We start from the raw sequence: 20,354 nt of genomic DNA, 5'->3' as shown, positions 1-20,354 counted from the left end.
TCGCTTACTTAAAAGCCTATTTACAAGCATGAGAAGTTGAAGCACTCTTAGCAAAATAACAAAAAGTGCCGCAATTTGGCGATAAAAAATAGCGTAGGAAAATTGATCATGTGGATTCAAGTCGAGATAAATCTAGCCCCGAGACAACGCGGTTATCATCTGATCACCGAAGAGATCTATCGCGCCGCTCCCCAGCTTAGCGAGATTAAGATAGGTCTCGCCCATCTCCTGTTACAGCATACCTCGGCGGGACTCACCCTCAACGAGAATGCCGACCCCAGCGTGCGGGAGGACTTCGAGCGCTTCTTTAACCGTCTGGTGCCGGAGAATGAGCCCTACTACACCCATACCTATGAGGGTGATGACGACATGCCGGCGCACCTTAAATCATCCCTGCTGGGCTGCGAGCTTACCCTGCCGATCACCGACGGCGAGTTTAATCTGGGTACCTGGCAAGGGGTCTACCTGTGTGAGGCCCGCAACCGCGCCAGTGGCCGCACCTTAATACTCACCATTCAGGGCGAATAGCCCCTACCCATCTGTACATGGCGGTTCGGTGATTGGCTGCTCAGTCCTTGGTTGTGTTTAGGTTGGCTGCTCAGTAATGGGCTGCAATAGGGCCAGCCAATCATCTCTGTCCATCTCGGCGGCCGTGAGACTCTCGGTCTGATACATGCTTTGGGCCAGTGCCTGCTTACTCTGCTGCAGCTGCTGAATGCGCTCCTCGACCGTGTTCTGACAGATAAGCTTATAGACGAATACCGGCTTATCCTGGCCGATGCGATAGGCCCTGTCACTGGCCTGCTCCTCGGCCGCGGGATTCCACCAAGGATCCACATGAATCACCACATCCGCCTCGGTCAGGTTGAGACCAGATCCACCAGCCTTGAGGCTGATGAGAAACACATTGACCTCGCCGCGACGAAAACGCTCTATGATGCGATCGCGATGACGGCTTCGCCCGGTAAGCATCTCATAGCCTATCTGCTGGCGATCCAATTGCTCGGCGATCAGATCCAGCATGCTGGTAAAGGAGGAGAAGATCAGAATGTTGCGACCATCTTCTATCATGTTCGGCAACTTGTTCTCTAACCAGGCTAGCTTAGAGGACTCGACGTTAAGCTCATCCTGGCCACCATCGTAGGCCGCATTCATTAGGCTTGTTTTACCGCCAGAGCTTGCCTCAGCAAGATGCGCGCGCTCGCCTGCCTGAGCCAGATTGAGCATTGCCGGATGACAACACACCTGACGTAGCTTAAGCAGCGCATTGCTGATCATCAGGCGGTTGGCCTTGGCGCCGGTTTGTCTCAGGGCCAACTGCACCTGCTCGGCCACGGTGAGACGTATGGTCTCGTAGAGATCCGACTGGCTCTGGCTGAGCTCGATCAGGGTATTGATCACCGTCTTGGTCGGCAGCTCGGTCGCCACCTGACGCTTGGTGCGCCTTAGCATGAAAGGGGCCAGGCGCTGAGCCAGCCGCTGACGACTGGCATCGCAATGATCTTTCTCTATCGGCTGTTTAAACTGACGTTGAAACTGAGTGGCCGTGCCGAGAAAGCCCGGCATCAGAAAATGAAACAGCGACCAGAGTTCACCGAGGTGATTCTCCATCGGCGTCCCCGTCAGACAGAGACGATGCTGGGTCTGCAGCCGGTTCACCAGCTTAGTGATACGGCTGCGACTGTTCTTGATGGTCTGGGCCTCATCCAGGATCACCTGATGCCAATTGAGCTTGGTCAGCCGCTCGGCGTCTTGGGCCAGGATCCCATAGCTGGTGATCAGCACATCGACATCCGTCAGCGCCTGCTCGTTATCATGGCGGGCGCGGCCGCTCCAGACGAAACTAGTCAGGCTAGGCGTAAACTGGGCGATCTCCCGCTGCCAGTTGCTGAGCAAACTGGTTGGCGCGATAACCAACACGGGCGCCTTAGTCACCCCGGCCTGTTTATCCAAGAGGATGCTACACAGGGTCTGCAGCGTCTTACCCAGCCCCATGTCATCGGCCAGTATGGCGCCGAAGCCATGTCGTTTGATAAATTGTAGCCAGGCGACACCCTCTACCTGATAGGGACGCAGCTCGGCGTTAAGCCCATCGGGTACGACAAAGTCTGTGGTTCCCTGCTTATCTGCGCGCCTGCTCTGTTGCTCATTAAGATAACGGCCGAGCGCCTTTGCATGTTGCCTCAGCTTGGCTTCACCCGACCAGGTCAGCGCCTGCTCAGATTGACTCAAGGCATCATCGAGCAGCGGAATGCGCCCGAGGTGATGGCGTGCCAGCACCAGCTTTTCCTGATCGTTAAGCGGCTGCTGCGCAAATAGCTCGTCGAGCACCGTGAGTATGCGCTGGATACGCGCCGCCGGCAGGGTTAGGATGGCGCCAGATTCCAGCTCAAGTGCCACCTCCTGCGGTTGATCCGCACTACCTTTTGCGTCAGATTGATCGGCGCTCGTCACCTGATTGAAATCCCGGCTGAGCTTGCCTTGACGAATGAGGTTGACCAGCAATGGCAGGAGGTTAACCCGCTTTCCTTCCACCTCGACCCCAAGGCTGAGCTCGAACCAATCCTTGTCGGCGCTGTTCACCTCGCCATACCAGGCATTGGCCGCCACTTGAACGAAACGTTGCTTGGCCACCAGTTCAACCTGCCAGCCCTTGAGGGAGAGCGTGCGCAGCAGAACCACATGCTCACTCGCCTCACCCGGTACCAGACGCAGGCCCTCGCCGAGTGATTCAGTCACGGCCGGCTCGAATTGACTGGTGAGTAGCGGCAAGGGATTGAGCAGCAGCTGACACTTGGCAAATTGCGCCATGAAGGCCTTATGGCCCGCACCAAGATAACTGAGCGACTCGAAGTCATAACGCTGGCCGCGGTGAACCATGGAAAATTTGGCCACGTCGATTGGCGCCAGCAGGGGTTCAAGCCAGTTTTGATCTAGGCTCTCGCGGGCGATCTCTAGCCTTGGCAGCCAGTCGCCGTCGAGATCCACGCCTTCTAACAGAGTTTGATTCACCCGCACGTCACGGCGTTTATCGATGATCCCTGTGCCTGAGCAGGTATCGAGCCAGACACCGGGGCAAAGGGGCAGCATGAAGCTTTCATCTAGGTAGTCTTCATCATAGTGGGTAGAAAGCCGCACCGGCTCCCCCGCCACCTTGCCAAAGAAACAGCGACCGCTGGCAAACAGCAGGCGATAAAAATCGCTGCCAAGCTGCGCCGAACTGTCATTGGAGTTATCTGTATCGCTATTGGTTTTGGCAAAGGCGCAATCGAGATCGATAATGATCGCCTGCTCACTCGATGCTTCGGCCGGTGACAGATCTTGCTGCGCCGTTTGAACCTCCAGGCTCGAGGCCACAGAGGTTAAATAATCGGGTAGCTTGGCTTGGCCTTTCTTTTCACTGCTTCTTTCGGCGTTGAAGTTACTGCTGCTTTCGCTAACGCTACTACTGCCTTCCGTGCTGCTGCCAAGAGCATTGCTGAGTTCATCGTTATTTTGACTGCTAAAGTCAGCGCTATTGTGACTGCTAAAGTCATCGGCCAACGCCCTAAGCGTGTGCAGCAACTTGAGATCAGTCTGACTGACATACTTGGGCACAGGCTGGCTCTGCAGCAGCTCGAATCCTAACGGGCCCTTGAGCTGGTAGCGGCCATTCTTATTCAGATAGCCTTTTAATACCTTGAGCTGCAAGCCTGCCTCGCTCGGCACTAACAGATAGAGGATGCGGTGGCGCGCCATGGTGGGGAAAGGATCGAAACGCTCCTTAAGATCGCTTCTAAACAGGCGAATGGCGGTATCTGAACGTCTGGAGCGCCCCTGCTCATCGAGGGCACGAAGCGCCGCCTGCTCGATCACTAACGCCGCCTGATGGGCGCAACGAGGCTGACCACAGTCGCAGCGACCGCTTATCTTACCCTGATCGTTAAGGGAGACCTGGCAGGTTATTTTAGGCTCACCGGCAAAGACGCCGCGGATGATATGGGCCTGGCGCTGACACTCCAGCAACCGACCGCCCAATAACGCTTGCAGCGCGGAAAACCTTTCTTGATGTGAAAACTCTTGTACAGCCGTTTGTAATAACATCGTCCGAGAAAAAGGCAGATAGACCAAGATCAGCAAATGAAAGGAGAGATGATATCACTATTTATCAGGCTTGTTGTAGCCTACTAAGGTCAAGTGTCGGCTTACTGCGCAGTTACCCACGCCCTAAACCGACACCTGTGACTGAGATCAAAAAATTACGTTCTCGAGAAAGGATTAGGCAGACTCGGCGGTACGCTTCATACGCGCCAGATAGAAGCCATCGAAGCCGGTATCGGCCACGCTCACGGTTTCATCGTCGATAAAACTAAAGTGTGGGTTGGCGGCCAGGAAGGCATCAACCTGCAGGCGATTCTCCTGAGGCATGATAGAGCAAGTGGCGTAGATCAAGATGCCATCGACCTTCACCATACGGCTGTAGCTCTGCAGGATCTCCTTTTGCAGCTCGACCAGTACAGGCAGGCGATCCGGCGTATCGCGCCACTTTGCATCGGGATTACGCTTGAGAACCCCAAGGCCAGAACAAGGCACGTCCAGAAGCACCCGGTCGGCACTCAGCTTAAGGCGCTTAATGGTCTTGCTACTGGCGATGATACGGGTCTCGACATTGTGGGCACCGGCGCGGCGAGCACGCTGTTTGAGGTTATCCAGTTTCCACTGCTCCACATCCATGGCCAGCAAACGACCCTTGCCCTGCATCTGTGCGGCGATGGCCAGTGTCTTACCGCCGGCACCGGCGCAGGCATCGATCACTCGCATGCCTGGCTCAGCGCCCACAGCGGCGGCCACGTGCTGAGAACCGGCGTCTTGCTGCTCAAATAGCCCCTGCTTGAAGCACTCGGTACGAAACAGCGCCGCATCAGAGATCACCTCGAGCGCGCTTGGCACGCCTGGCACCTCACGGGTCTCGACCCCTTCCTTGGCAAGACGCTTGGTTAGATCTTCGCTATTTGTCTTAAGCGGGTTAACGCGCAGGTAACGCTTAGGCGCCTGTGCCAGCGCGGCGCGCTCCTTGGCCCAATCCTCGCCTAACTGCTCCTGCCCCAAGGTATCGAGCCATTCGGGACAACCATCGAACAGTGCCGCTTGCTGCTTGGCCGCTGCCAGGCGCTGATTAAAATCATCTTCTTCGATCGCCAAGGTGTACTGCAACTTAGGGATAGGCAGCTCGTTCGCCATGTGCCAGGCATTGAGCAGGCGTGAACCCATACGGGCAATCTCATCGGTTGAGATATCCGCCAAATAGCAGTAGAAGTTGAGGCGGCGCAGCAGATCACCGGTGACATAGGTGATGCGTGCCTGCTCCGACGGCGCTAATTTGAGTCCAGAGAAGTGATGTGAATAGGCTCTGTCCAGCGGTTTGCCCTCTTCGAGCACCATGGCCAGCACATTGATAACTAATTCGGTTGAACTTGGAGATAGCGACGCATTTAACATAGTTGAGCCTAAAGTAGCAGAGCCTAGATAATAAAAATCGCTGGCGATCATAGGAGTTAAGCCCCTAATAGGCAAGCGCTAGCGGCCATTATGGCGTTAAAAAAGGCAAGCATTGCTGCTTGCCTCTGAATTATAGGTTTAATGACCCAAGCCTTAGAGCATAGCCCTTAGAGCTTAGACCCCTTCACACCATAGAACATAATGAACAGGTAACAGATGATCGGCAGGAAGAAAGCATGCTGAATACCTATGTTATCCGCCAGTACCCCCTGCAGCAGAGGTAAAATCGCGCCGCCGACGATGGCCAAGCAGAGTACGCCCGAACCTTGTGAGGTGTGAGGGCCGAGATCCCGCAGCGCCAAGCTGAAGATGGTTGGGAACATGATGGAGTTGAACAGGCCAACCGCCAGAATCGCCCACATAGCGACAGTGCCTGTGCTGGTCATCGCCAGCGCGACCAGTAGTGCCGCCATTAAGGCGTTGAAACCGAGCACAGTACCGGCAGGTATCTTCTGCATCACGGCACTACCTATGAAACGCCCTACCATGGCGCCGCCCCAGTAATAGGTGATGTAACTCGCGGCGCTGGCCTCACTTAGTCCGGCAATGTCATCCTGGGCCAGGAAGTTAACCAGGAAGCTGCCGATAGACACTTCAGCTCCCACGTAGACGAAGATCCCCACGGCGCCGAGCACCAGGTGCAGTGATTGCAGCGCGCTGGTCTTGCCATTATGCACCACCTCACCCTGCTCGCCGCTCTGACAATGCTCTTTAATCTGCGGCAGATCCAGTTTGGCAAATACCAGCGCCAGGACGCCTAATGCAGTGGCCAAAATAAGATAAGGCAGTTTAACCACTTCCGCCTCGGCCTGTGCCTGAGTCAGGGTCTCGCTAGCTTCAACGGCGACTGAGAGGATCAACACGGCGCCAAAATATGGCGCAACCGTAGTACCCAGGGCGTTGAAAGCCTGAGTCAGGTTAAGACGGCTAGAGGCGGTCTCTACGCTACCCAATGCATTCACATAGGGGTTCGCCGCCACCTGCAAAATAGTGATCCCTGAGGCCAACACGAACAAGGCGCCGAGGAAGAGTCCGTAGGTGGCCAGCGCCGCCGCAGGATAAAAGAGTGCACAGCCCAGTGCCGCGATCAGCAGACCTGTCACTATCCCTTTCTGATAGCCGAGGGCCTTAACCAGCTTACCGGCCGGCATAGAGACCAGGAAGTAGGCGCCGAAGAAGCAGAACTGGATCAGCATCGCCTCGGCGTAGTTGAGCGAAAACGCTGCCTTGAGATGGGGGATCAAGATGTCGTTCAGACAGGTGATAAAGCCCCACATGAAAAATAGCGAGGTCAGGGAGACTAGCGCGAAACGATAGTTCTCCTGCTCACCGCCAACCCCGGTAGCCGTGCTACTTTGTTGCATCATTGCCATGGTGTAGTTCTCTTTTGTTATTGTATATTTTATTGGTGGTGTTAAATCTTTTCACGCAAATAGCTGGCTAACGAGAGCCAGCTACTTCCGATTAGCAATTTCCAAGTCGTTTATTTCTAGACCCTTTATTTCCAAGCCCTTTACTTCCAACAATAGAAACAACCGAAACCGTCAAACTGAATCAGCTCGCCTTTCAGCTCGGCCTTAGGCAGACCATGGCCTTCCAGCGGCGTCAGGCCTTTCTCGCCCAGACCTGCCAGGCTATAGCTCTGCGGCTGACCACTCAGGTTAAAGGCAACTAGCAGGGTCTGCTCGCCTAGACGACGCTCAAACACCAATAGCGAATCAGTTGATTCAATAAATTTGATATCACCAGTTACGAGTATCGGGTGCTGTTTACGCCAGGCCAGCATGTGACGGTAATGGTTCAGAATCGAATCAGGGTTGGCCTCCTGCACATCGACCGCCGCAGCCTTATGTTCAGCCGGTAGCGGCAGCCAAGGCGTGTTGTCACTGAAGCCGCCATGGTTCTCGTCATGGCACCAAGGCATAGGCGTGCGACAACCGTCCCGGCCCTTGAACATAGGCCAGAAGGTGATGCCGAACGGATCTTGCAGCTGTTCATAGGCGATCTCTACCTCACCAAGGCCCAACTCCTCACCTTGGTAGCTACAGACACTGCCCCGTAGCGAACAGAGCATAGCGTTGAGCATCTTGGCCATATCGCTATTGAAGGCGTCTCTGCCCCAACGTGTTGCGACCCGCTGCACGTCGTGGTTGCCTATCGCCCAGCAGGGCCAGCCATCGCCAATGCTCTGCTCCAGCGCCTCTACCGTGTGGCGGATATACGCCGGGCTAAAGTCATCGGTCAGCAGCTCGAAACTGTAGGCCATATGTAGGCGGTCCTCGCCCTGGGTGTATTCGGCCATGGTCGCCAGCGAGTCTTCCGAAGAGACTTCCCCTAGGGTGACCACGCCAGGATATTGATTGATCAGCGCGCGCAGCTCTTCGATGAAACCAACAGTCTGCGGGCGGGTGTTGTTATAGTAGTGATATTGATAGGCGTAAGGGTTATCTTCGCTAAAGCCCCTGCCCTGACGCTTGTCTTCAGGCTTGGGCGGATTGTCTCTTAGCTGCTCATCGTGATAACAGAAGGTGATCGCATCGAGGCGGAAACCATCGACTCCCTTATCGAGCCAGAACTTAACATTATCCAGCACAGCTTGGCGCACATCAGGGTTATGGAAGTTCAAATCCGGCTGGCTGGTCAGGAAGTTATGCAGATAATATTGCTGACGACGTGGCTCCCACTCCCAGGCACAGCCACCGAAGATAGCCAGCCAGTTGTTAGGCGCGGTGCCATCCAGCTTAGGATCGGCCCACACATACCAGTCCTGCTTGGCGTTGTCCCGGCTCTGGCGACTCTCGCTAAACCAGGCGTGTTGATCTGAGGTGTGGCTGAGCACCTGATCGATAATCACCTTGATGCCGAGTCCGTGCGCCTTGTCGATCAGCTCGTCGAAGTCCGCCATGGTGCCAAACAAAGGATCGATAGCGCGGTAGTCGCTGATGTCGTAACCGAAGTCTTTCATCGGCGACTTGAAGAAAGGCGAGATCCAGATGGCGTCCACGTTCAGACTCGCAATGTAGTCGAGTTTACTTATGATGCCTTGTAGATCACCTACACCGTCGCCATTGGAATCCATTAAGCTGCGAGGATAGATCTGATAGATGACGGCGCCGCGCCACCAGGAGAGTTGGTTCATTATCGCCCCTAGGTCACCAACGACTATATTAAAGGCAGGTGCCTGCCCCTGGGTTGCATACCTGTTACCCGATCGTTGTCGACGAACAATTGTTATTAGAATGAAACGAGCATACGTCATCCGGGAAATCGGGTTCAACACCACTGCATACGTATGCAAAACAGACAGGCTTAAAGCACCTTCTGACCACCTAGAACAAAAACAAATATAAACATTGGGTTAGGCTTAATTTTGCAGGCTATTTTGTGAGCTAGCGCACCCCGCTAGACGCCCTTTTTGAGGCCGAGGTCACTTTTGAATACGTATGCATAATATTGTGACCGCGACGAGTGCGAGAGTAGTATCGGTGCTGCTACATAACAACTTAGAAACAAGTACAATAACAAGCACTCTCATTCACCTATATAGCTGTGAACAAGGGTCCCCCCTTATTTCACACATAAGAAGTAATACAGTATGAATAGAGTGAAAAAAGGGGAAGATGGATGTTTCAATTTAAACCTAACCTACTCACGCTAGCCCTGCTCTCGGCCGGCGTTTGTATTAATGTCTATGCAGCTGATAATGAGGCAGCAAAAGCTGAGGCGGCAGCAACGACTCAAGACGAGTCGATTGAAGTGATTGAGGTACGTGGCTTCCGTACCAGTGTGATCAAGTCGCTCAACAACAAGCGTTTTGCCGATACCGTATCAGAAACCATTTCTGCAGATGACTTAGGCGCCCTGCCTGATCAATCAATTGCCGATGCCCTAACCCGCCTGCCAGGTGTTACCGCCGTACGTACCGGTGGCCAGGCAAGTGGTCTTAACATTCGCGGTCTGGACGGTGATTTCGTTGCCGCGACATTAAACGGCCGCGAACAGGTTACCACTGGTGGTAAACGTGCGATCGAATTCGATCAATACCCTTCTGAGCTGATCAACCAGGCGCAAGTTTATAAGTCGCCAAAGGCTTCGCTCATCGAAGGCGGTGTTGCCGGCACAGTCGAGCTTAAAACAGCCGACCCGCTGCAGGCACCAAAAGACCACAACTTTACCGTTAATGCTCGTGGTAGCTTTAACGACCGCGCCGGTGAAATTGCCGACGCAGAAGAGTATGGCAACCGTTTAAGCTTCTCGTACCAAGGTAAGTTCCTCGATGAAACCCTTGGTGTTGCCGTGGGTTACGCACATCTTTATCAACCTTATGTAGCAAGCCAGTTCATCGGCCTACGTTTCAACGACGACAGACGTGATGTCAACGGTGATGGCAACCTTGAGTCCGTCAGCGAAGGCTTCGAGATGCAACAAAAAGGTGGTACCGACACCCGTGACGGTTACATGGGCGCCATCCACTGGCAACCAAATGACAACTGGAGCTTTAAGGGCGACATCTTCCACTCTAAGTTCGATTCTGAGAACTTTGCCCGCGGTTTCCGTGTGAAATCATTAAAGAACGGTCAGATCAGTGATGCCATTGTCGAAGACGGCTCTATGATCGGTGGCACAGTATCTACCGATGGTACTGATAACTTTGCCGTTTTTGTGGTTAACGATAACGACTCAAAATACTCAGAGCTCACCTCTGGTGCTGTTAACATCGAATGGACTAATGGTGAAAACCTCACCATCGCCGCAGACATCAGCTACTCTTCTGCCGACGGTGAATTCGTCAACGGCGGTACCCGCGCCGTTATCTATGACGACATGGCTAACAATGTTAGATCGGCCGAGTCGATCACTTATAAGCTAAACAACCTCAATCCAGCCGACATCAGTTTCGCCAAGGATTACACAGATACTTCGACCCTAGGTCTGAGAGAAGTGGGTATGTGGCCTTATGATCAACAAAACGATCTGATCGCCTACAAACTCGACCTGAACTACCAGCTAGACAATAGCTTCGTGTCGTCTATCGACGTCGGCGTAAGATACTCTGAGCGTGAGTTCAACGCGCAGCGCTCTCAAGCAGGTTATGGTTTCGAATTTGGTACCAACCCAGACAATCAACCTGTGCTAGCCCTGACCGATGATATGACCCGTGTGGTTAACTTTGGCGGCGAGCTTTCAGGCTACCCAAGCTTCCTAGCGATCGACTTTGATAAGGCTGTGGATCTGGTTAACGCACAACTGGCGGCAACTGGACAAGATCCTTTCGTCCCTACTGCTAACTGGGCCAACAACTGGACCATGATCCAAAGCGGTACGGTAAATGAAGACGTGCTAGCAGGTTATGTGCAGGCTAACCTGGACTTCGAAATTGGTAGCATCCCAGTAACAGGTAACATCGGTCTGCGTGTAGTTAACACAGATCAGTCAAGTACAGGTCTACAACAAGTAGGTTTCGGTCTGGGTGAAGAGATCGTCGATGAAAAAGGCGTGGTCAGCACCGACTATATCCACAACAAAGTGGGCAAGTCTTACACCGACTATCTACCTTCGGTTAACTTGAACTTCCACCTAACACAAAACGATCAGATCCGTTTTGCCGCAGCATCGGTTATGGCTCGTCCACCAATCGACAAGCTGAAGTCTGGCATGGGTTCTTGGTATGACGACTCTGCAACACCAGGTTACAAGAAGTACAACGCATGGGGTAACACCAGTCCGCTACTGGATCCTTTCTATGCCGATCAATACGACCTGTCATATGAGCACTACTTTGAAGAGTCTGAAGGTGCGATCGTCTTTGCCGTGTTCTACAAAGACATCAAGTCATTCATCAACAACTTCACTATCCAGCCATTTGACTTCGAAGAAGCAGGCTTCATCGTGCCAGACACTATTGTCGACAACGGTGTAGAGTTCCCTGTCGTTAAGAATGAAGGCCAGTATCAGACGGCGGTTAACAACGATAACGGCGGTTATATTCGCGGTATCGAACTTGCCTACACTCAGGTATTCGACTTCCTACCGGGCGCACTTAGCGGCCTAGGTTTCACCGGCAGTTACGCATACTCTGACAGTGAAGTAGAGTTTGAAACCGACCTAAGTGGTGAAAGCTTAGCTATCCCGCTACCAGGCCTGTCTGAGCACGTGTTGAACACCACTCTGTTCTACACCTTGGATGGTTTCGATACCCGTTTGAGCATGCGTTATCGTAGTGAGTATGTTTCTGAGCAAGTTGCGGTTGAATCTCAGCTGGCCTTCTTCGATGCAGAAACCATTCTCGACTACCAGGCATCTTATGCGATGGACAATGGTCTTAAGTTCCTGTTCCAGGTTAATAACCTGACAGATGAAGCTAACAAGACCTACTTCGGCCAGACGCACCAAACTGGTACCATCCAGAGCTTTGGTCGCCAATACTTCCTAGGATTTAGCTACACTATGTAATCTTAGGTAATAGCCGAAAAACACCTGCTTCGATCCCTTGAAGCAGGTGTTTTCATATTAAGCTAACGAAAAACTGTGTCACACCCAGAAAGTTAACTCAGTCACACCTAACACCTTAATGTGTCATCACGCTAGGCACAGCATTAAAAGGTCGAACGCCGAAAGGACTGCCCATGAGACGTACTAACAGCAAGTTGAAACTCACACTCATCGCCACCTCGTTACTTATGCTCGCCCCTTCCGCCTTTCAGGTGATGGCATCTGTACAACCGGCAAGCAGCTCCTATGCCAGTGACAGTGATAATGCCAGTGCCAATACCAGCGCCCAGAAACTGCGTATCGAGCCCCTCAATTGGTGGGCGGGCATGCAACACAGCCAGCTGCAGCTGATGGTTCATGGCGAAAACATCGCTAAGGCTAAGGTGAGCGTTAAGGCCGATGGCGTAACCCTTAAAGGGGTTGAGACAACTGAGAACCCCAACTATCTGTTTGTTAACTTAGATACCCAAGGCGCCAAGGCGCAGACCTTTAAGCTGACATTCGAACAAGCAGGCCAGGCGCAAATTAGCGTGGCCTACGAGCTGCTCGAGCGCGATAAGGGCAGCGCGGCTCGCCAGGGCTTTAGCAACAAAGACGTTATCTATCTCATCACCCCGGATCGTTTCGCCAACGGCGACCCCACTAACGACAACCAGGCCGACATGATAGAGCAAGCCGATCGCCGCAATCCGGGTGGTCGTCACGGCGGTGATATTCAGGGGATCATCGACAGCCTGGACTATCTGGCGGACCTTGGCGCCACTCAGCTGTGGATCAACCCGCTTACCGAAAATAATATGGCCGAATACTCCTACCACGGCTACTCGGTCACCAACCACTACCGTATCGATCCAAGGTTTGGCAGCAATGACGACTACCGCCAGCTGGCCATCAAGGCGAAACAGAAAGGCATAGGCATCATCGCCGATGTTGTGGTTAACCATATCGGCTCTAACCACTGGTGGATGGATGATCTGCCCAGCCAGGATTGGGTTAATCGTCCTGAGGGCGCATTAGCTCAAGATTCCTCGGCGATCGATTTCACCACCCACAGACGTACCACGCTGCAAGACCCCTACGCGGTTGCCAAAGACAAGCGCGACTTCAGCCACGGCTGGTTTGTCGAGTCCATGCCGGACCTTAACCAAGAGCAGCCACAGCTTGCCAACTACCTGATCCAAAACAGCATCTGGTGGGTAGAATACGCTCATCTGAGCGGCATACGCGAAGACACCTACTCCTACGCCGATAAGGATTTTCTGGTCGATTGGACCCGCGCCATCATGACTGAGTATCCCAAGTTCAACATCGTCGGCGAAGAGTGGACGGGCAACCCAATAACCGTCTCCTACTGGCAGAAGGGCAAGGTCAATCAAGATGGCTACCAGTCAGAATTGCCAAGCCTGATGGACTTCCCCCTCTATGAAACCCTTATCAAGGCGCTAAGCGAAGAGGAAGGCTGGAGCGAAGGCATGATGCGCCTGTATGAGTTTCTCGCCAACGATGTGGTCTATGCCGACCCGACGCAACTTGTACTGTTCGAAGGTAACCACGATACCAATCGCCTCTACAGCCTGCTGGGTGATAACTTATCCCTGACCAAGATGGCGCTGGCCTATGTGCTCACCAGCAACCGCATTCCTCAGATCTTCTATGGCTCAGAAATTTTGATGCAAAGCCCGACCAAAGATCGTAATGATGGTATCACGCGCTCAGATTTCCCAGGTGGCTGGCAGGGAGATGCCATCTCAGTTTTTGATAACAAAGGGCTGAGTGACGATCAAGCGTCCATGCTGAACTTCACCCGAGCCCTGCTTAACTTCCGCAAACAGGCAGACTTCATCCACAGCGGTGGCCTGCGCCACTATGTGCCTCAGGATGGCGTATATGTACAGATGCGCTGCGCCAAACAAGATTGCAGTGACAAGGCGCGCCTCATGGTGATCTACAACAAGTTGGATAAGGCAGTCGAGTTGCCTCTCGCGCGCTACAGGGATCTGTTAGGCAGTGCCCGCACGGCTCAAGATGTGATCAGCGGCGATACCGTCACGCTGGATAAGACCCTCTCTATCAAGGGACAAGGCGTTACCCTGTTAGCCATCGAGGAAGCCAAATAATGACTAAGGCGCGTCCCGATTTGAATAGGCTCTTGAACAAGCCCTTGAACATTACTTTAAACATTCCCTTAAATAAGTTAAGTGCTGCCCTGTGCAGCGCCGCGCTAATGCTCTCCGCCCAGGCCTTCGCCCAGCCCCAGATGGAGGCAGCAACTATTGCAAAAACTGCTAGCGTCCAATCAACTGACGTGCAGTCTACAAGCAGCGAGCAGGTGAGCAAGCCAGTGATCTATCAGGTGTTCACCCGACTCTTTGGCAATACCCAGACCGCCAACATCCCCTGGGGCACCAAGGCGCAAAATGGCGTAGGTAAGATGAGTGATTTTACCCCCAAGGCGCTAGAGAGCATCAAATCCTTAGGCATCAGCCATATCTGGTATACGGGGATCCCCCACCATGCCTTGGTCGGCGACTATAGCCAGTACGGTATAAGCACAGACGATCCCGATGTGGTCAAGGGTCGCGCTGGCTCACCCTATGCGGTGAAAGACTATTATAACGTCAACCCGGATCTGGCAGACGACCCCGCCAAACGCCTAGAGGAGTTTGAGGCGTTGATCGCCCGCACCCACGAAGCTGGCATGCAAGTGATCATCGACATAGTGCCCAACCATGTGGCGCGCGGCTATCACTCGCTGTCGGCCCCCGAAGGCGTCACAGACTTCGGCGCGAATGACAACACTCAGCTCAGCTACGCCAGAGACAACAACTTCTACTATGTGGTGGGCACGCCTTTCGAGGTGCCAAGTTTAAGCCTAGATTTAAAGCCTCTGGGCGGCGAGCCACACCCGCTAGTCGATGGCAAGTTTGACGAGTTTCCCGCCAAGTGGACGGGCAATGGCGCGCGCGCGGCCAAGCCAGATCAAAACGACTGGTATGAAACCGTTAAGATAAACTATGGCGTCATGCCAGATGGCAGCGAGGATTTCCCTCAGCTACCTGAGGGTTACGCCAGCAAGTCGGCTGCCGAGCATTACGCCTTCTGGCAACATCAGCCAAAGGATAGCATCCCCAGCTCCTGGTTTAAGTTCAACGAGATCGCCCAATATTGGCTCGCCAAGGGCGTAGATGGGTTTCGCTATGACATGGCCGAGATGGTGCCGGTTGCCTTCTGGAGCTATCTGAACAGCCATATCAAGCATACCAATCCCGATGCCCTGCTGCTCGCCGAGGTCTATACCCCGAGCCGTTACCGCGACTATATTCACCTGGGCAAGATGGACTACCTCTATGACAAGGTGGGGCTCTACGACAGCCTCAAGGCGATCATCCAGGGCAAGGCTGGCACCCAGGCGATCGAGCGCGATCGCAACAGCGTTGAAGATATCGCCGAGCATATGCTGCATTTTCTCGAGAATCACGACGAGCAGCGCATCGCCAGCCCTGAATTTGCCGGCGATCCGTTAAGCGCCCTGCCCGCCATGGTTGTCTCCACCACCTTAAGTCAGGCGCCCACCCTGCTCTATTTCGGCCAGGAAGTCGGCGAAGATGGCAGCGAAGACGCAGGCTTTGGTAAACCGAGCCGCACCAGCATCTTCGACTATATCGGCGTACCGGCCCACCAGCGCTTTATGAACCTGGGTAAATTCGACGGCGGTCAGTCTTCAAAAGAAGAGCTGAGTCTGCGAGCCTATTACGCCAAGCTGTTAAACCTCAGCCACAGCCTAAGCGCCCTAAGTGGTGAATATGGCGATCTACACAGGTCGAATATCGATCAAGGCAAGGGATATGATGCAGATCTATTTGCCTTCAGCCGCTTCGACGACAAGCAAAAGCTCATCATCGTCAGCAACTTCGCCAAAGACAAGGCAAAGCACCTCACCCTAGAGCTGCCCCCAGCCTTAGTTAAACGCTGGCAACTCGCACCAGGCACCTACCCGCTAAAAGAGATGCTAAGTGATAAAACACCCACGGCACCATTGACCCTAACGACGAACGGAGGCCAAGTCACATTAGATTTAGCACCACTTGAGTCAAAGGTGCTCGTCGTAGGAGAGAAATAAGCCTACAGGTTCTTCATTTCAAGACATCAAAGCGAGTAGAACGAGTACCAAGCACCACACTCAGTCTACTCGCTTTGGACACCAACTCATTTTTCAGATTTACCGCCTTACTAAGAGACACATAAATGCTTGGCTAAAATTAGCGACGAAGAAGCAATAGCCAGCTCCCTTTTTGTCCTTTTAAATGAACCGTGAAAGTGGTTCTTACAAGGGCAAACGCAGGATCCATGGTGGTCGCCATAGAATACGTACATTCATGTTTATGGCGATGATGTCAGCCATACAGAGTAAGCCTGTTTTTAAGCGCTATTACCAGCGTCTAAAAGCGGCTGGCAAAATGCCGAAAGTAGCACTGATAGCCTGCATGCGAAAGCTCATCGTGATCTTGAATACCATGCTTAAAAGCGAGGAGCTGTGGTGCGCAAAAAACGGATAAATATATTGACTAAACACCACTGTCACTTGTATGTAAGTATTGATCCCATACTCACTTGTCGTTTCTAACTTCCCATTTGAAAATGATGTCGTTATCGAAAATTTCAACCACTTGAATAAGAACATAAAAAGTTGAACTTGATGGCTTAACTATAGCGATATCACCTTTGCGCATTCTTGTGTAATGGCTTGGAAAACGGAACACTGTTGGATCACTAATGTCGCCGAAGTTTCTTGCTCCGGCGGCAACTAAAACAGAACCGTTACAACCATGAAGGTCAACACACCCATGTGTAGACTGCAATGTAGCCCACTTAATATCGATTGTTCTTTCATCTGTCTCACTAAACTGGACTTCAATTTCGTTCCCACTGTGTACGACCGGGACTCTTCTTTTACCACAACCATAAATTTTATGTATGTTACCGCAGTCAAAAGACTCCTCTTCGACAGCAGCTCTAAGCTTTCGATTGAAGAAGCTTACATTAATATTGTTTTCCAATAGTTTTCTGTAACCTTGAGAATAAATCGTTCCATTTGGGTCTAAAACTCCGATTACAACCTCGTTCACACCGGAGTCGATTAATAGCTGAGCACAAGATGAAGTCTTCTGGTCTGTATGTAATTCAACACACGGTTCTAACGTCGTATAAACAGTTGCACCTTTAATCTGTTCATCGGTCAGTTTTCTTATAGCTACGCGTTCAGCATGAACGCTTTTAGTTTCACCACGGTAACCTGTAGCTAATAATTTCCCACTTTTCGCTACAGCAACCCCAACTCGTGGAAACTCAGTGCACTTCAAGTGCTCTTCTATGGCGATCTTCATTAAGTCAGATCTTGAGTAATTATTCGACATACTATCCTACTTACAACGCCCAAATAACGGGCTTAAAAAGTTTGGCTAAAATAGCGAGGTACGAGCTGAGCCAAGCTTTTTAAGTCCATTCGTTGATTTGCTTGTTAGCTGTACTTTGGCACAGACACTAGACCAATCATACTTAATTAATTTAACAAACTGAGGGTAACCGTCATCAGTTTTATATGAAACAACGACTTGTTTCCCAACTATATTAACTTGGAAATCAGGAGAATAGTAAACTCTAGTTGGAACAAAACTAGTAAAGGAAGCTACCCAACCATCTTTATGATTGGTTAACACTTTTACTAGTTCATCGTACTCATTGTCACCCTTAGAAATTATTTCTTCACAAAACTCAAATTGTTGAGGAATGAAGTCAATGCGGATCTCTTGGTTTCGGAAAACGTAAAGATAGGTCGCAGTGACGAAAACCACTAAGGATATAATTAATTGTTTTAGAGTTTTGATGACAAATCCTTATGTACAGCTAACACTTATTAGAGAGAATGCCGCCCATGTAAATCACTTCCTGCTAATGTACATCGCGGCAATTTTTTTAAGTATTTGAAATATATATCAATAATGGCATTACATAACAAGTAGAAAATAAGCAGCCCGAAAACAAAGCGAGACTTCGATTAATGAGACCTCCACTACTCCCTATTAAATGGCTGATGCTCAGTTTTTTACTAAATTTAATCAATTAGTTACGGATTTTCAAAAAACAAAGCAAGAACCGCAAGATTACATAGTAGGAAGCGAAAGGGGCGCTTTTTTGCAAAATCCCATTATACCTGTATAGATGCACAGTCTAGCGAATAGAGTTTGGCAACCTTTTGAACATTCAACTACTCACCCTAAGTGTCATCAAAGGTGGTCAAATCGAAGAGACGTTAGATATCAAGTGTAGATACGCCAGTGACCTTCGGTTTCAGGGATGAAACCGTAGAGCGGCCAGGGATGGCGCAAAGCGTGTCACGGGTGTATCTACACATACCTCGCCGGGTAGGCGTTAGGTTGCCATGAAGGTATGACCTTCAATTGCCTCCCCAACATCCATTCAGGTCAGAAGACGCATAGCTTGTCACAGGAGTACCTGCACTTACGTCGTTCTTCAGGTCCCTGCGATCACGACATTGGTACTTCCATGTACAGCACCCGCCGCGGGCAGGCAACTAATAGCAGAAAAGGTGCAACCTTCAATACTCCTACAACATTAATGTAGGTTAGAGGATCTCGCAGACCCCCCTACAAAGAGGCCAATCAAAAACATCTGTAATGAATGCTGCAGATGTAAAAAAGCCCTCACTCTGAGGGCTACTAACTCTTCTACCTTTAAACCTTATTTCTTACCAGGCCTGCTATCGGCCCAAGGATTAAAGGCTGGCATTTGTTCAGCTTTCTGCGCTGACCTTTGATCTTTCCCACCGCGATCACCAGTCGCTGCTGATTTAGCTTTAGCAGGCCTAGCCTTCTTATCTGCAAAGTTACCTTTATAAGGGGATGCCTTATCTTGAGGCTTGGATTGACCTCTAGGCTTGCCTTCTCGACGCATGTCCTTAGCGTCCTTAGAACCCTTCTCACCTTGGCTAGCAGCTGCTTCACCACCCTTCTCACCCTGCGCCTGCTCACGTTTGGCCTTGGGCACATAGTTGAGAATCGAGATAGGAACAGGTTTTCTCGGCGCGAATCCCTCTATCTCACGGCGCTCCAGTAGATGATCGAGGCGGCTCTCGATCATGCAGAGATTCTTAAAGTCGTCCTTGGATACCAGGGAGATCGCCTCGCCCTTGGCTCCGGCGCGGCCGGTACGCCCTATGCGATGCACATATTCATCGGCTGGAAACGGCAGATCATAGTTGATCACCAGTGGCAGGTTATCGATATCGATTCCCCGCGCCGAGATGCCGGTTGAGATAAGGTAAGCAATCTTGCCCACCTTAAAGTCTGCCAGGATCTGTTCACGCACCGCCTGAGTACGACCGCTGTGAATACACTCGGCCTGAATGCCCCGCTTCTGTAGCTGGCTCACCAACTTGGCGGCGCCATGTTTGGTTTCGATAAAAATAAGCGCCTGGGACCAGGCATTGTCTTTAATCAGCTGACTGAGCAGCGCCGACTTCTTATCCTTATCGACCGTGGTGATCCACTGCTCAATATCTGGCTGGCTATCTTGATTCTTAGTGACCGACAGGTGGATCGCCTTTGGCACCGCCTGTTTTGCCAGCTCGCGCACCGGGCGAGACAGGGTGGCGGAAAACAGCAGGTTCTGTCTCTCCTCTGGCAAAGTATCTAAGATCTTAGTGATATCCTCGATAAAGCCCATATCTAACATGCGATCGGCTTCATCGAGCACCAGCAGCTCCACCTCGTCGAAGCGGATCGCTCTCTGGGTGTAGAGATCCCGCAGACGACCCGGGGTGGCCACCACGATATCGACCCCCTCGATCAACTGCTGCTTCTGTGCCTGCACATCGACGCCGCCATAAACAGCCATAGACACCAGCCCTAAGCCTTTACCATATTCGCCAATGCGATCATTTACCTGCAACACCAACTCGCGTGTCGGCGCTAGTATGATTGCCCGCGCCCGCTTCTTGCGCTGTGTCTGCCCCTGCATCAGGGTCGTGAGCATAGGCAACACAAAAGTCGCCGTCTTACCGCTGCCGGTTTGCGCCGCCGCGATCAGGTTTTTACCCTTGAGCGCCAGGGGAATGGCTTCTTGCTGAATAGGCGTTGGCTGGCTATAGCCAAGTTGCTCAAGATTAGTGAGCACAGCGTTTGGCAGGCCAAGGTTTGCAAAGGTCATGGGTTCTCTCTTAGGGTCGCAAGGGCAAAAATCGTCAGCCAATCAAGCGGCTGATATTTGAGGCGCGCTAGTATAACAGAGCCGTTTGCTAAGACTAG

At 52.0% G+C, this 20,354-nt stretch carries 11 protein-coding genes and 1 pseudogene; 5 read left to right on the top strand and 7 right to left on the bottom strand.

Going from position 1 to position 20,354, the window contains the following annotated elements; translation table 11 throughout:
* Positions 1-108: 108 nt before the first annotated feature.
* The gene (locus tag K0I31_RS09785; protein ID WP_011865691.1) at positions 109-528 is read left to right on the top strand and encodes a secondary thiamine-phosphate synthase enzyme YjbQ; all 420 of its coding nucleotides are present in this window, start codon (positions 109-111) and stop codon (positions 526-528) included.
* Between the two features lie 57 nt (positions 529-585).
* On the opposite strand, the gene K0I31_RS09780 is transcribed toward K0I31_RS09785, so the two are convergent.
* The 4 genes from K0I31_RS09780 to K0I31_RS09765 all read right to left on the bottom strand — a co-directional run bounded on the left by K0I31_RS09780 (position 586) and on the right by K0I31_RS09765 (position 8,677).
* A complete protein-coding gene (locus K0I31_RS09780; RefSeq protein WP_220080677.1) occupies positions 586-4,017 on the bottom strand; it encodes a DEAD/DEAH box helicase in 3,432 nt (1,143 codons plus the stop codon).
* A 240-nt stretch (positions 4,018-4,257) separates the two neighbouring features.
* A complete protein-coding gene (locus tag K0I31_RS09775; protein WP_220080676.1) occupies positions 4,258-5,478 on the bottom strand; it encodes an RsmB/NOP family class I SAM-dependent RNA methyltransferase in 1,221 nt (406 codons plus the stop codon).
* A gap of 167 nt (positions 5,479-5,645) precedes the next feature.
* The gene (locus K0I31_RS09770; protein WP_220080675.1) at positions 5,646-6,911 is read right to left on the bottom strand and encodes a sugar MFS transporter; all 1,266 of its coding nucleotides are present in this window, start codon (positions 6,909-6,911) and stop codon (positions 5,646-5,648) included.
* A gap of 140 nt (positions 6,912-7,051) precedes the next feature.
* Positions 7,052-8,677, bottom strand: coding sequence for an alpha-glucosidase family protein (locus K0I31_RS09765; protein WP_220080674.1), 1,626 nt, complete (start codon positions 8,675-8,677; stop codon positions 7,052-7,054).
* Between the two features lie 485 nt (positions 8,678-9,162).
* Here K0I31_RS09765 and K0I31_RS09760 point away from each other — a divergent pair, with 485 nt between their 5' ends.
* The 4 genes and pseudogenes from K0I31_RS09760 to K0I31_RS09745 all read left to right on the top strand — a co-directional run.
* The gene (locus K0I31_RS09760) at positions 9,163-11,991 is read left to right on the top strand and encodes a TonB-dependent receptor (protein ID WP_220073812.1); all 2,829 of its coding nucleotides are present in this window, start codon (positions 9,163-9,165) and stop codon (positions 11,989-11,991) included.
* Positions 11,992-12,164: 173 nt separating this feature from the next.
* Positions 12,165-14,147 carry a glycoside hydrolase family 13 protein gene (locus tag K0I31_RS09755; protein WP_220080673.1) on the top strand — a complete coding sequence of 661 codons (1,983 nt, stop codon included), beginning with the start codon at positions 12,165-12,167 and terminating at the stop codon, positions 14,145-14,147.
* Positions 14,147-16,150 (top strand): alpha-amylase family protein, encoded by a 2,004-nt coding sequence (locus K0I31_RS09750; protein WP_220080672.1) that lies wholly within the window; start codon positions 14,147-14,149, stop codon positions 16,148-16,150. The genes K0I31_RS09755 and K0I31_RS09750 overlap by 1 nt, the downstream gene beginning before the upstream one ends.
* A 184-nt stretch (positions 16,151-16,334) precedes the next feature.
* Positions 16,335-16,586 (top strand): annotated as a pseudogene (locus K0I31_RS09745) (transposase); the annotation flags it as partial.
* Positions 16,587-16,637: 51 nt separating this feature from the next.
* Here K0I31_RS09745 and K0I31_RS09740 read toward each other — a convergent pair.
* From K0I31_RS09740 to K0I31_RS09730, 3 genes are all read right to left on the bottom strand, one after another.
* On the bottom strand, positions 16,638-17,414 hold the full coding sequence (locus tag K0I31_RS09740; protein ID WP_220080671.1) for a deaminase: 777 nt from the start codon (positions 17,412-17,414) through the stop codon (positions 16,638-16,640).
* A 75-nt stretch (positions 17,415-17,489) separates the two neighbouring features.
* Positions 17,490-17,747, bottom strand: coding sequence for a hypothetical protein (locus tag K0I31_RS09735; protein WP_220080670.1), 258 nt, complete (start codon positions 17,745-17,747; stop codon positions 17,490-17,492).
* 1,042 nt (positions 17,748-18,789) lie between these two features.
* Positions 18,790-20,256 carry a DEAD/DEAH box helicase gene (locus K0I31_RS09730; protein WP_220080669.1) on the bottom strand — a complete coding sequence of 489 codons (1,467 nt, stop codon included), beginning with the start codon at positions 20,254-20,256 and terminating at the stop codon, positions 18,790-18,792.
* Between the last annotated feature and the right edge of the window lie 98 nt (positions 20,257-20,354).

The organism is Shewanella spartinae (assembly GCF_019457555.1).
GTDB lineage: Bacteria > Pseudomonadota > Gammaproteobacteria > Enterobacterales > Shewanellaceae > Shewanella > Shewanella loihica.
Note: the sequence above shows the minus strand (reverse complement) of the source record. Positions and strands in the feature narration are given on the sequence as shown.

What these genes read in the sequence shown, in the direction of transcription:
- K0I31_RS09770 (WP_220080675.1), bottom strand. Translation starts at nt 6,911, where the DNA reads ATGGCAATGATGCAACAAAGTAGCACGGCTACCGGGGTTGGCGGTGAG.
- K0I31_RS09765 (WP_220080674.1), bottom strand. Translation starts at nt 8,677, where the DNA reads ATGAACCAACTCTCCTGGTGGCGCGGCGCCGTCATCTATCAGATCTAT.
- K0I31_RS09760 (WP_220073812.1), top strand. Translation starts at nt 9,163, where the DNA reads ATGTTTCAATTTAAACCTAACCTACTCACGCTAGCCCTGCTCTCGGCC.
- K0I31_RS09775 (WP_220080676.1), bottom strand. Translation starts at nt 5,478, where the DNA reads ATGTTAAATGCGTCGCTATCTCCAAGTTCAACCGAATTAGTTATCAAT.
- K0I31_RS09785 (WP_011865691.1), top strand. Translation starts at nt 109, where the DNA reads ATGTGGATTCAAGTCGAGATAAATCTAGCCCCGAGACAACGCGGTTAT.
- K0I31_RS09755 (WP_220080673.1), top strand. Translation starts at nt 12,165, where the DNA reads ATGAGACGTACTAACAGCAAGTTGAAACTCACACTCATCGCCACCTCG.
- K0I31_RS09730 (WP_220080669.1), bottom strand. Translation starts at nt 20,256, where the DNA reads ATGACCTTTGCAAACCTTGGCCTGCCAAACGCTGTGCTCACTAATCTT.
- K0I31_RS09750 (WP_220080672.1), top strand. Translation starts at nt 14,147, where the DNA reads ATGACTAAGGCGCGTCCCGATTTGAATAGGCTCTTGAACAAGCCCTTG.
- K0I31_RS09740 (WP_220080671.1), bottom strand. Translation starts at nt 17,414, where the DNA reads ATGAAGATCGCCATAGAAGAGCACTTGAAGTGCACTGAGTTTCCACGA.